This window comes from Acinetobacter harbinensis (assembly GCF_000816495.1).
GTDB lineage: Bacteria > Pseudomonadota > Gammaproteobacteria > Pseudomonadales > Moraxellaceae > Acinetobacter > Acinetobacter harbinensis.
The window spans coordinates 2042319-2055277 of the sequence record NZ_JXBK01000001.1 but is presented as its reverse complement, the minus strand read 5'-3'; the positions used below and the strand labels follow the sequence as shown (position 1 = coordinate 2055277).

The window sequence follows — 12959 nt, the reverse complement described above, 5'->3', positions numbered from 1 at the left end:
GGGTGAACAGCCACGTGTTCATTTTGCCGGTTTACCGATGGGACATGAGTTTACCTCGCTGATTTTGGCTTTATTGCAAGTCTCAGGCTATGCCGCAAAAGTCTCTGATGAAGTTTTGGCACAAATTAAAGCCTTAAACTTAACTGCCGATTTTGAAGTATTTGTATCGTTAAGCTGTCATAACTGTCCAGATGTGGTACAGGCTTTAAACTTGATTGCTATTCATAATCCCGGCACCACCGCCACCATGATTGATGGCGCATTCTTCCAAGACGAAGTAGAACAGCGCAAAATTATGGCTGTGCCAATGTTATTCCAAAATGGTGAACATATTGGTCAGGGTCGTATGAGCTTAGAAGAAATCGTGGCCAAACTGGATAGCGGTTCTGCGGCCAAAGATGCCGAGAAACTCACCAAAAAAGCAATCTTTGATGTATTGGTGATTGGTGGCGGGCCTGCCGGTAACACCGCAGCGATCTATGCTGCACGGAAAGGGATTCAAACGGGGATTGTGGCAGAACGTTTGGGTTGTCACGGCATGGACACCATGGACATTGAAAACTATACCTCGGTACAAAAAACCCAAGGGCCAAAATTTGCAGCTGAAATGGAAGCACATGTCCGTTCATATGATGTTGATATCATGAACCTACAAAAAGTTGCCAGCATTCAAGGCGCTAATGAAACTGCTGATGGTCTGGTTGCAGTGACGTTAGACAATGGCGCACAGTTAAAATCTAAAACCATTGTTTTATCCACCGGTGCGCGTTGGAGAGAAATGAATGTACCGGGTGAGCAAGAATATAAAACCCGTGGCGTGGCCTATTGCCCGCACTGTGACGGGCCGTTGTTTAAAGGCAAACGTGTCGCGGTAATTGGTGGCGGTAACTCAGGTGTAGAAGCGGCGATTGATTTGGCGGGTTTGGTTGAGCATGTGACTTTGGTGGAATTTGACACCAAACTGCGTGCCGATCAAGTATTGCAAGATAAACTCAACAGCTTGCCCAATACCACCGTGATTATGAATGCACTGTCGACTGAAGTGATCGGAGATGGTACGCAAGTCACAGCCCTTAAATACCAAGACCGTGCCACGCAAACAGAACACAGCATTACGCTGGCGGGGATCTTTGTACAAATTGGTTTATTGCCCAATACCGAGTTCTTAAGCACCTCCAATATTGAGTTATCAAGCCGCGGTGAAATTGTGATTAATGATCGCAATGAAACCAATGTCAAAGGCGTGTTTGCTGCTGGTGACTGTACCACTGTGCCGTATAAGCAAATTATTATTGCCACCGGTGAAGGGGCGAAAGCGGCGCTATCTGCTTTTGATTACATTATTCGTTCAGGTCAGTAAGTGAATTAAAATAAAAAGCCAAAGTGTCCCCAACACTTTGGCTTTCGTTTCCCCGTTAATTTTTATTCTTGATCGGAACTCAATTTACTAAGTCTTGGTTCCTTTTATTTATTGTTATGTTGCTCAATCATTTTTTTTGATTAGCCAAACAAATTCAGACCTTTAAATTTTTCCATCAATTGCGCTTTAGTTTCAATATGCTCAGGTTGCGGCTCGATACAATCAATGGGGCAAACATCTATACAGGTTTGATGCTGATAAAATCCCACACATTCAGTGCAGCGTTGCACATCAATTTCATAAATCTTTTCACCTTCATAAATGGCATCATTGGGACATTCCGCTAAGCACATATCACAATTAATGCATTGATCGGTAATCAACAAAGCCATTATTCACTCGCTTGATAGGCCAATGAAGGCGCCGCAATAGTGCCCGATGAATGCGGCAGATTACGAATTAATAGGGCATAGTTCATATCCACATCGGCTGGAACGGGAATATCCACAATATGACCTGAGCCTTTGGCCTCATGAGTCGGTTGGCCTTTTTTATCTAACATTTCAGTCAGCGTAAAGGTGATATTGCCTGAAGTGGTCATCAGCTCCAGTGAGTCTCCCACCTCAAAACGGTTTTTTACCTCAATTTTAATGTGATTGCCATTACGCTCTAATACTTCACCACAAAAAATTTGATGATCAAAACGTGATGAGCCAGTCTCATAATTTTGGTAATCACTATGCACATGTCGACGCAAAAAACCTTCGGTATAACCACGGTTGGCAAGCCCTTCAAGTTGCGTCATCAATGCTGGATCAAACGGTTTTTCAGCCAGTGCATCATCAATGGCTTTACGATAAATTTGTGCAGTACGCGCACAGTAAAAATAAGATTTGGTGCGACCTTCAATTTTTAACGAGTGAATGCCCATTTTGGTCAAACGGTCGACATGCTGAACGGCACGTAAATCTTTTGAGTTCATAAAGTAAGTGCCATGTTCATCTTCTTCAGCAGCAAACTGATCTTCTTCATTGCGCTGGAGTAAAACCGGTGCATCAAACTGATGTTGTGCTAAAGCATGTTGCTCATCGGCATCTTTATTTTGACAGCAGTTACTTGCTTCAAGCTGTTGAACAGGAATAACATCGCCCGTTTCATTTTCTGCGGCGGCATGAACTTTATAATCCCAACGGCAGGCATTGGTACATGCACCTTGGTTGGCGTCGCGTTTATTCATGTAGCCTGAGAGTAGACAGCGCCCAGAATATGCCATGCACAGTGCGCCATGTACGAAAACTTCAATTTCCATATCCGGTACATTGCTTTTAATTTCTTCAATTTCATCTATGGACAGTTCACGCGATAAAATCACACGAGTCAGTCCCATGTTTTTCCAAAATTTCACCGTGGCCCAATTCACTGCGTTGGCTTGAACAGATAAATGAATGTCCATTTCCGGAAAGTGTTCACGCACCATCATGATTAAACCCGGATCGGACATAATCAGCGCATCGGGTTGCATGGCCACGACTGCTTCAATATCACGGATGAAATTTTTGAGTTTGCTATTATGTGGCTGAATATTGACCACCACATAGAATTTTTTACCTAAAGCATGTGCTTCATGAATACCGATTTTTAAATTGTCATGATCAAACGCATTATTACGAACGCGTAAGCTGTAACGTGGCTGTCCTGCATAGACGGCATCTGCACCATAAGCAAATGCATAGCGCATATTTTTAAGCGAGCCGGCAGGAGAAAGAAGTTCGGTACAGTGCGTAATGCTCATAATTCAATTAAAGGCATACAAAAAATATGTGTTTATTGTAGCGCTTTAAAAATTAGATTCAACCTAGCGGCGAGCTCGGGATTGACGCTGTTTTTAAAGTAAAATAAAGCCAATAAATGCATGAGAATACAGCGCAATTTTTTGTATAAGTGATTAAATTAGTAGATTAAATTTATAAAATGTCATCCATTTGAATCAGGGTATTCGGCTGTCGATACTGCGTCAGACAAAAAATATCGAAATAAAAATCTATAGTTTATTTTTATTTCGGCCATAAAAAAGCGCACTCCAAGGTGCGCTTTTGGATACAGAGGTTATTATTTTTCAACAAAGGCACGTTCAATCACGTAATCGCCAAGCTCACCTATACGTGGGGATTCTTTTAAACCATGTTGATCGAGCAAAGCCGTAACATCTTTTAGAAAAGCTGGGCTACCACATAGCATCGCGCGGTCCACTTCCGGATTAAAGCGCTCTAAACCAATTTTTTTAAAGATTTCGCCACTTTCAATGGCAGTGGTTACACGGCCTTGGTTTGGGTAGTCTTCACGGGTCACGGTTGGGTAATACACCAACTTATCTTGAATGCCTAATTCTTGAAAAAACTCATGGTTAGGCAGTTCCTCATGAATTAAATCTTGATACGCCAATTCTGAGATGAAACGCGTTCCATGTACCACAATCACTTTTTCAAAACGCTCATAGGTTTCTGGATCACGAATGGTGGCCAAGAACGGCGCAAGTCCAGTGCCTGAAGAGAGTAAATACAGATTTTTACCTGGATTTAAATCATCTAGTACCAAGCTACCTGTTGGTTTTTTAGAAATCAGGATGTCATCACCAACTTTTACTTTTTGTAAAATTGAGGTTAAAGGACCATTCGGAACTTTAATTGAGAAAAATTCTAACTCTTCTTCATAGTTGGCACTGGCAATAGAATAAGCACGCATTAATGGCTTACCATTGACTTCAAGTCCAATCATCACAAATTGACCATTTTTAAACCGTAAAGCGGTGTCACGTGTGGTTTTAAAACTGAATAAAGTATCATTCCAGTGGTGTACGTGAGTAATCTTTTCGACGTTGAAAGCTGCCATGAAAGGTCTCAATAAATTATCAAATTAGAATAACTGAGTATTCTAATCTAAAACCATTCCCGATAAACTGAATATATTTAATTGAGGTTATCAGAAAAAGTGATTAAGCCTGTGCTTGAACTGCCTATTATTGGGTATATGAATTCTCCGTATATGGAAAAATTTGGCATACCACGGCAACCGAATTTGGTGCAAGTGGAGTCTTATATTGAAATGCAGCCACCTTATAATGATCTGTTGGCATTTGAAGGCATCGAACAATTTAGCCATTTATGGCTGTTGTGGAATTTTCATGACAATAAGCATCTACCAAGCCATGACAAATTTCGTCCTCAAGTTCGACCACCGCGTTTGGGTGGAAATCAGAAAATGGGGGTTTTTGCTACGCGTAGTATGTATCGTCCTGCACCGGTGGGTTTATCGGTGGTGCAATTTAAAGCAGTGAGAAAAGTGGGGCACTCGGTTCGAGTCTATGTCAATGGGAGCGATTTACTTCATGGCACCCCGATTATCGATATTAAGCCCTATATTCAATATTCAGATGCAGTGCCACAGGCCACAAGCGGCTATGCACAAGCTGCGCCGATTAAAATGGCGGTTATATGGACAGAATGCGCAGAGCAACACAAGCACGATTTAATTGCCGCGCAGCAATTAGATGAAAAGACTGTACAAGAGCTAGAGCAGGTCTTGGCACTGGATCCAAGGCCAGCCTATCAGCACGATGCTGAACGGGTGTATAAAATGGACTTTGCTCAGTTGGCCGTGAGTTTTTCTGTGCAATTGTCACACGTGGTAATTTTAGATGTTGCACCGCTTTAGCCGTGACTGAGCCAGAAAAACAGACTAACACATACCAGCATATGTAGAATTTGCACAGGGATAAATACACGAGCAAATGTCCAACCGCCGCTCAACATTGCATTTATGCACTTAGAGAGGGCGTGTGCACCCAAGCCTAGCATCATGGCATATAGCAAGGTGGGATGGTTGGGGTCGCCTTGCACAAACACTGCCGCAGCGGCTGCATGAATCTCAAACAAAGAAGCCAAGAGTGTACCGATGATCAAACCGGCATCACCGAGCAATATATTCAAGCCATATACGCCGGCTTGAATTAGGGTCAAAGTACCTGCAATCAGGGCGGCTTCTTTTAAACTAAACATTCGACTGTCGGTTAAATCTAAATTTTCTTTTGGTGATGACTTATGCAGCAGCCATAAACCACAGAGGACTAAAATCAGGATTGCCGCCAAGCAAGGAAGCAGTAAAACTTTGAGCCAACTCAAGGAAATACCTGCGGCAATAATCAATAACAGCACCAAGGTGGAAATGCAGGACATCAGTGCTGCACCGGCATTGCAGTGCGCATCTGCACGATCTGCCCGAACTTCCATACCTAAGCTGGCAATCGTGGCTGTACTGGAGACAAAACCTGAAGCAATCGCGGAAAGAATCAGGGCATTTTTTGACGAGAGTAAACGCTTAGTAATATGTGCTAAGGCTTGCACAGCTAAAATTAGTGCCAGTAGCTTTAAAATAAGATAAGGATTGAGCACGGAACCCCATAACGGCGTGTTGGGAGTCAACGGTAAACCAATTAAAATCAAGGCCAGTAAAAATAAACCGTCTTTAAACTCAGCTTCAGTAATCCACTGCGCGGCAATGCCATGAATTGAATGTTTCATCATTAAAATAATGGTTAGCATGACCGAAAGACTGGCCGCCAGTGTAATATTCCACAGGCACAGTGCCCCAATAAAATAACTCATGACAAAAGCCACTTCGGTGGTGACGCCCAGATCTTGAGTCTGATTTTTAACTGAGAAAATAGTAATACCCCCAATAATCAGTGCTCCAATTGCACCAAAAATTGCGCCAAAGCTAAAACACAGTGCGCCCAGCAGCGTACAGAGCACAAAAGAGCGAATACCTGCAAAGCTCTGTTGATTTTCGCGCTGCTTACTTCTTTCGCGCTCTAATCCAATTAATAACCCACAGCCTAACGCTGCCGCTATCACCATCAGTAATTCTTGAAATGCCAGATTTTGTAGCTGTAGATTAAGCAGATGATGCACAGTATTGATCCAAGAATTTAAGATTAAAAGAGAAAGGTGCTTAAACAATATACAGTGCAGTATTGTGGATAGATCGGCAAAAGTACAAGCCAAATTGACCTCAATAGAGGTAATTTTTTTATTTTAAGCGGCTTCAAAAAGATGAATAGCACTTATTTGAGGTTAAAGCAGCCAAAGCGCTTATCTTTTGAAAGCGGATTTAAGTCAGATAAAAATTAGTTTGTTATAGTGGGCTGTATATTTGGGGGCGAATAACAATGAATTTTAATTTTGAAATGGACACCTCATGGTGTTTAGAACAACTACAAAAAGATGGACGGATTACCGAGCGCAATAAGCTGTTGATTCAAACCACACATCGGCAACGTGAACAATTGAAATGGCATCCTTTACAGTGGATTGCACATTTTAATTTAATCGATCAAGCGCATCCGCAATCGATCTTAACCTTAAATCGTTTATGTCAGTGGATTGCTGAAAAAGCCCATTTACCTTTTTATGTGATTGATCCGTTAAAGGCCGATGTTGGCGCTTTAACCAATGTAATGTCGCAAGAATTTGCACTGCGCAATAAAATTTTAGCGGTCGAAATTCAGCCCGATCAGGTGTTAATTGCCACCGATCAGCCGTATCAAACGGAATGGATTGCCAACTTACAACACAGCTTGCTGCCTAAAAAAATTCAGCGCGTGATGTTAAGTCCCGATCAATTACAACGTTATTTGGTGGAATATTATCAGGTCAGCCGTGCGGTTAATTCATCGCAAAAATCCAATGCTTATGAACGTGACCATAAAGGCGTAGAAGCACTGTTACAATTGGGTGATACGCAAAATCCCGATGCCAATGACCAACATATTGTCAAATTGGTCGATTGGGTTTTACAGTTTGCTTTTGAACAAGGCGCCAGTGATATTCATCTCGAGCCACGTAAAGACACCGGTAAAGTACGTTTTCGTATTGATGGCGTGCTGCACACCATTTATAAAATGCCAGCCAATACGCTGATGGCGGTAATTTCGCGGATTAAAATTTTAGGTCGCATGAACGTGGCAGAAAAACGTAAGCCGCAAGATGGGCGTTTAAAAACACGCACGCCAAAAGGTCAAGAAACAGAATTACGTTTATCGACTTTGCCGACGGCTTTTGGTGAAAAATTGGTGATGCGTATTTTTGATCCCGAAGTGTTGGTCAGAAGCTTTGAACAATTGGGTTTTGAAGGTGGATTGCTCAGTGATTGGCAAGCCTTAACCGCGCATAGTCACGGGATTATTTTAGTGACTGGCCCGACCGGTTCTGGTAAAACCACGACGTTATATTCCTCGCTGAAACAGTTGGCCACGGAAGAAGTCAATGTCTGTACCATTGAAGATCCGATTGAAATGTTAGAGCCAAGCTTTAATCAAATGCAGGTGAATCAAGGCATTGATTTAGGGTTTGCCGATGGCGTGCGCGCGTTAATGCGTCAGGATCCAGACATTATTATGGTCGGTGAGATTCGCGACCACGATACCGCCAATATGGCCATTCAAGCGGCCTTAACCGGACATTTGGTGTTATCGACCTTACATACCAACGATGCACCCTCAAGTTTAACGCGCTTACATGATTTAGGAATTCAGCCCTTTTTAACCGCAGCGACCATTTTGGGCGTATTGGCACAGCGTTTGGTGCGTAAACTCTGTCCACATTGCAAGGCTGAAACCTTTATTAATGAGCAAGAGTGGAAACATCTGACATTTGACTATGCCATTGAGATGCCAGATTTTGTCTTTCATGCGGTGGGCTGTGAGCAGTGCCGTCATACCGGCTATAAAGGGCGGGTCGGTATTTATGAATTTATGCCACTAAGTTTAGAAACCAAACAAATGATTAGTACAAATGCCGATTTAAATCAATTGCGTGCACAGGCCAAAAAGGAAAAAGTTGAGCCTTTACGTATTGCTGGGGCGCGTAAAGTTTTGGCCGGAATGACCACTTTAGAAGAGGTATTACGCGTTGTACCGTTAAATTAAACGGATCTAATTTAGAGGCTTTAAAAGTATATTAAAGCGCTATCTACAGTTGAAATCTGATCCAAAGTATTGAAAAAGCAGTATGTGTCTAGGCGACATACTGCTGATATCCACGGGTATTGTTGTTAATTGTGTGCCGCTTATTTGGTCAAAATTAATCGATTGTTACGGGTCAAGCGTAAACGATATTCTTCTCCTGCATGCATAATGCGAATTTCTCGGCCTAAAGAAAATAGGTTGTTGGAATGCAACATCGGTAGTGCTTGTGCCAGATCATTATTGCGGGTAAATAAGCTAAATGGTGCGTTCATTCCTTTGACTCCGTGGGATGTGGATAACGGTTTAAATGATAATCATTATCGAATAAGACTGTCAATCGTTTATTTAATATTTTATAAAAAAGCTAAACTTGCTTACACTTGGTTATATTTCAGCTAAAAGGCCAACGCATGTCGAAACCCACCATTCATGTTGCAATCGCAATTTTATTGCATCAAGACCAAGTGTTGGTCGGCTGGCGTGAGGCAACGCAGCATCAGGGCAATAAATATGAATTTCCGGGCGGAAAAGTAGAAAATGCGGAAACGCCATTGGCGGCGTGTTGCCGTGAAACGCAAGAGGAAGTGGGAATTCATTTATCCGATTGGCATGCTTTTGATGTGATTGGCCATGAATATGACGATGTGCGGATCAACTTGCATGTGTTTCATGCGCATGTGCCGACAGACGTATTAAGTCAAATTCAAGCGCCGTGGCAATGGTACAAGCGCGATGAATTATTAGATTTGAATTTTCCCAGTGCCAATCAAGCCATTATTCAGCGCTTATATTGGCCGCGTCAAATCAAAATTTCTGAGCAGTTGGCGAATTTATCTCAGTTACCAGCCAATCAACTGATGTATTGGCGCGTGGATGCCCATCAAGCCGAATGTATTGAATTGGCTGAAGTCAGTGTCGAGCATATCTCGCGGCTGATTGTGAATATTGAGATGTATCAACAGTTAAATTCAATTCAACAGCAGGCTATTTCTGCAATCCATTTAAAACAAAATCAAGTGCTGGCTTTAAAAGCCGGTGATTTATCCAAAGGAAAACGCTACCTTGCTGCTTGTCATGACTTGGCCTCGATGCAGCAGGCGCAGCGCATTGGGTGTGATGCGATTTTACTCAGTCCAGTGCAGACGACGCACACTCATCCTGATGCCGTGGCACTGGGTTGGCCACAGTTTGAGGCACTGGCTGCTGCGGTGGATATTCCGGTTTTTGCCTTGGGTGGAATACGTCGTGATGACTTGATGCTGGCTCAGCAGCACGGTGCATACGGGATTGCCGGCATTCGTTTTTTATAACTTGAGCATTAGCTGTATAAGATCCTCGGTGGCGATATCTTATACAGCCTATATCTTGTTATAAGCCTTTTAATGCTTTTTCAGCTTGCTGTATGGTTTTTGAGTTTTTTTGCTGCTGGCCAGCTTTTAAAATCACCAACCACAGCTGCTTTTTCATCGGTTTAGTTTGTGCATAACTTAAGCCACGCTGTGCAAGCGCTTGCGCATTGGCGGGCTTATTTTTTTTATCGGCCACCAAGGCCAAATATAAAAAAGTCTCTGCCGATTGTGGCGCTAAACGTTGTGCCTGAAGGACTGCATTTTCCGCTTCATTCCATTTGCCTTGTTTATAGGCCAGTTGCGTCTCTTGCATCAGTTTCTTAAAGGCCGGAATTTGGCGGCCATCTGAAAAATGCTGTTGATTCTTTTGTTCTGGAATCACGATGCGCATTTTCTGACGTTGAATTTCTTCACGTTCATAAGGGCGAATCACAACACCTGCTGGCGTTTTAACATCCTGTTTTTCTGATGATGGTGCAGGTGGGGCTTCTTTAGAGGACGTATCAGGCGTTGGTAGGCTTTGACAGCCCACCAAGCCTATGAAAATTAAACCAAGCGTGATTTTTGGATAAAGATTAAATCGTATATGCATTGTTCGTTTTCAGCCTAATTATCATAGCTACCGCTGGAAATGACTTCGGTATTGTTAGACAAATCGCGTTGCATTTCAGTTTCACTTTCACGAATATAATTTTCAATACTATCGTTTTGATCGGTCGGTGTTGCAGGATTTTCCGTATTAGGCGTGTAAGTCGGCTCCACTTGATAATGCGGCAGACCACATGCTGTGGCTTGACGCGGCACATGACGACGCAAAATAGGAATATACATCGCACCTTCACAGCCTTGTGCTGCCAAATAGCCGGTTGCACTGTCAATCCAATGCCACTGCACATTTTCTGTCTGACGTAAGTTGACTGGGTTTTGACGTAACTGTTTCATGACGTTGGTCCAAACCGGCAGTGCGCCTGAAGAACCGGTCAGGCCTGTGACTTTATTGTCATCTAGTCCCAACCACACCACACTTAAGTAATTGCCTGAATAACCTGCAAACCAAGAGTCGCGTGTATCATTGGTGGTGCCTGATTTACCTGCCAATTTTAAATCTGTAGGTAAGCTGCTATAAGCTGAACGCCCTGTTCCTGAACTCATTACTTGTTGTAAGCCATAATTCAAAATATAGGCCGCAGATGGATCAATGGTTTGTTGGACGGTTAGACCATAACGTTCCAGTAAACGACCATTAGAATCGACCACTGAACGAATAGATTTGATTGGATATTTAAAGCCACCAGTAGCAAAGTTACTATAAACATTCATCACTTCCATTGGCGACATATCTACCGCACCCAAGAAAATAGATGGATAGTTTGGAATCTCTGAGGTCACGCCAAATTTTTTCAAATGGTTACTAAAGGTTGAAATACCAAATTCTTGACCTAAACGTACCGCCGCAAGGTTATATGAATTGGCCAGTGCCACCGCCATAGGGGTGATGCCATGTCCGCCACCAGCATAGTTTTTCGGGGTCCAGCTTTTTCCGGCATTGGTAATGGTAATTGCACTGTCATCAATTGGACTGGCCCAATTGTAACGTCCCGATTCAATTGCCGATAAATAAATCACCGGTTTAAGTAACGAGCCAACTTGACGCTTAGCATCCAATGCTCGATTAAAGCCGGTAAAATCTTGTGTTGAACCTACAGCGGCCACCAACTCGCCATTTTCTGGATGCGAAATTAAAACCGCACCTTGTAAATCTTTTAAGCGTGCTGGATTGGCCTGACTTAAACGTGAAACTGAGGACTTAAAAGCCTCTTGTACTTGGGTTTGTGCAATCGGATCTAAGGTGGTAAAAATTCTTAAACCTTGATTGGTTAAATCACCTTCTTGATATTCAACGCGCAATTGACGACGAACAATATCTAAAAAGTCTGGAAAACGAGCCGGACCTAAGGTGGGTTTAGCCAACACATTTAACGGTCGCGCAATTTCTTGTTCATATTGTGGCTGCGTCAGATAACCCATCACCAACATATTGTTTAAAACAATATCACGACGTTTTTTTGCATATTCTGGGTTTTTCCACGGATTAAACAAAGAGGGTCCTTGCACCAAACCCACCAAGTAGGCTTGTTGGGCAATGTTTAATTCTCGAAGCGGTAAACCAAAGTAAAATTGTGAGGCCAGTCCATAACCATTAATAGAATAGTTGCCATTTTGACCCAAGTTTACTTCATTTAAATAGGCTTCTAAAATTTCATCTTTGTCATAATGCAGTTCAATTAACAACGCCATGAGCGCTTCATTGACTTTACGCTTTAGGGTTCGCTCTGGACTTAAATAAAAGTTTTTAACCAATTGCTGCGTCAGGGTTGAACCACCTTGACGTTTGCCTCCGGTCACATTGCTGACCAAAGCGCGCGCAATACCGCGAAATGAAACCCCATGATGATGATAAAAATTACGATCTTCGGTGGCAATTAACGCTTCAATCAGCGGTTTCGGTACTTTGTTGAGTTTAATTAGTACGCGGTCTTCATTGTGCTGCGGATAAATACCGCCAATTAAGAGCGGCTCTAAACGTGCAATACCAGTAGCAGACGGTTTAGTGGCACTTACTTCTGCAATTTGATTGTTGCCAAAATTGACTTTTAATACTTGTTCAGGCTCTACGCTGTCACCAAAATCAAACCCGCGCGTGTGTACATACAGCTCACTGCCTGAAGTCACGTAACTGCCAGATTTGGTATAACTGTCAGATTGCTTATAACCCAATAATTTTAATTCTTGTGTGAAATCGGTCTGATTGACGGGTGCATTGGTATAAACCTCTAAAGGACGAGAGAAAACTTTGGCTGGAATGTCCCAGCGTTGTCCTTCAAATTTGTCACGGATAATATTATCCAGACGGATTAAATACAGACTAAATGCTAAAAATGCGCCAATAATCACTATTGAAAAAATAAGGGCCAGTAAACCGATACCGCGTTCAGACTTCATCAATGGTTATAAGATCCTAATAAATTGTGCTAATCATGCGAAGCTTTTTGTTTTTTTGCAATAATTAATCTGTGACTGACAATAAAATATACACAGGCTGCTTGAATAAACCGCTTAATCTGTGATTGAGGGCACCAAGCTGTTAATTTTTGTGCAGCAGCCAGTGAAAAAATTGACCATCTTTTTTTAAGGTCATATACAGAACCTCGTTAAGTGCTCTAATTGA

The 12959-nt window shown here is 42.4% G+C and carries 11 protein-coding genes; 4 read left to right on the top strand and 7 right to left on the bottom strand.

The genetic code is table 11. The features are described from left to right. Positions 1–1360: alkyl hydroperoxide reductase subunit F (ahpF, locus tag SE27_RS09595; protein ID WP_201772981.1), on the top strand; the 1360-nt coding region annotated here is incomplete at its 5' end. Positions 1361–1500: 140 nt separating this feature from the next. Here the strand turns inward: ahpF and SE27_RS09590 are convergent. The 3 genes from SE27_RS09590 to SE27_RS09580 all read right to left on the bottom strand — a co-directional run bounded on the left by SE27_RS09590 (position 1501) and on the right by SE27_RS09580 (position 4249). Then, a complete protein-coding gene (locus tag SE27_RS09590) occupies positions 1501–1752 on the bottom strand; it encodes a YfhL family 4Fe-4S dicluster ferredoxin (protein WP_039622895.1) in 252 nt (83 codons plus the stop codon). Beyond that, on the bottom strand, positions 1752–3152 hold the full coding sequence (gene trhP / locus SE27_RS09585) for a prephenate-dependent tRNA uridine(34) hydroxylase TrhP (RefSeq protein WP_039622894.1): 1401 nt from the start codon (positions 3150–3152) through the stop codon (positions 1752–1754). The genes SE27_RS09590 and trhP overlap by 1 nt, the downstream gene beginning before the upstream one ends. A 317-nt stretch (positions 3153–3469) precedes the next feature. Further along, positions 3470–4249 (bottom strand): ferredoxin--NADP reductase, encoded by a 780-nt coding sequence (locus SE27_RS09580; RefSeq protein WP_039622892.1) that lies wholly within the window; start codon positions 4247–4249, stop codon positions 3470–3472. A gap of 102 nt (positions 4250–4351) precedes the next feature. Between SE27_RS09580 and tsaA the strand changes: the two genes are divergently transcribed. Then, entirely contained in the window at positions 4352–5071 is a 720-nt protein-coding gene (tsaA, locus tag SE27_RS09575) for a tRNA (N6-threonylcarbamoyladenosine(37)-N6)-methyltransferase TrmO (RefSeq protein WP_081406913.1), read from the top strand. Here tsaA and SE27_RS09570 read toward each other — a convergent pair. Next, complete coding sequence (locus SE27_RS09570) at positions 5068–6273, bottom strand: MgtC/SapB family protein (RefSeq protein ID WP_052251754.1); 1206 nt, start codon at positions 6271–6273, stop codon at positions 5068–5070. The two genes, tsaA and SE27_RS09570, sit on opposite strands and share 4 nt — an antisense overlap. A gap of 311 nt (positions 6274–6584) precedes the next feature. Between SE27_RS09570 and SE27_RS09565 the strand changes: the two genes are divergently transcribed. Continuing rightward, the gene (locus SE27_RS09565) at positions 6585–8342 is read left to right on the top strand and encodes a GspE/PulE family protein (RefSeq protein ID WP_039622891.1); all 1758 of its coding nucleotides are present in this window, start codon (positions 6585–6587) and stop codon (positions 8340–8342) included. A gap of 140 nt (positions 8343–8482) precedes the next feature. Here the strand turns inward: SE27_RS09565 and hemP are convergent, their stop codons facing one another. After that, on the bottom strand, positions 8483–8653 hold the full coding sequence (gene hemP, locus SE27_RS09560; RefSeq protein WP_039622889.1) for a hemin uptake protein HemP: 171 nt from the start codon (positions 8651–8653) through the stop codon (positions 8483–8485). A 138-nt stretch (positions 8654–8791) separates the two neighbouring features. Here hemP and SE27_RS09555 point away from each other — a divergent pair, with 138 nt between their 5' ends. Then, positions 8792–9691, top strand: a complete 900-nt coding sequence (locus SE27_RS09555) for an NUDIX domain-containing protein (RefSeq protein ID WP_039622888.1) — start codon at positions 8792–8794, stop codon at positions 9689–9691. 58 nt (positions 9692–9749) lie between these two features. On the opposite strand, the gene SE27_RS09550 is transcribed toward SE27_RS09555, so the two are convergent. Next, positions 9750–10322 (bottom strand): tetratricopeptide repeat protein, encoded by a 573-nt coding sequence (locus SE27_RS09550; RefSeq protein ID WP_039622885.1) that lies wholly within the window; start codon positions 10320–10322, stop codon positions 9750–9752. A 14-nt stretch (positions 10323–10336) separates the two neighbouring features. Beyond that, entirely contained in the window at positions 10337–12733 is a 2397-nt protein-coding gene (gene mrcB / locus SE27_RS09545; RefSeq protein WP_039622884.1) for a penicillin-binding protein 1B, read from the bottom strand. Positions 12734–12959: the final 226 nt, after the last annotated feature.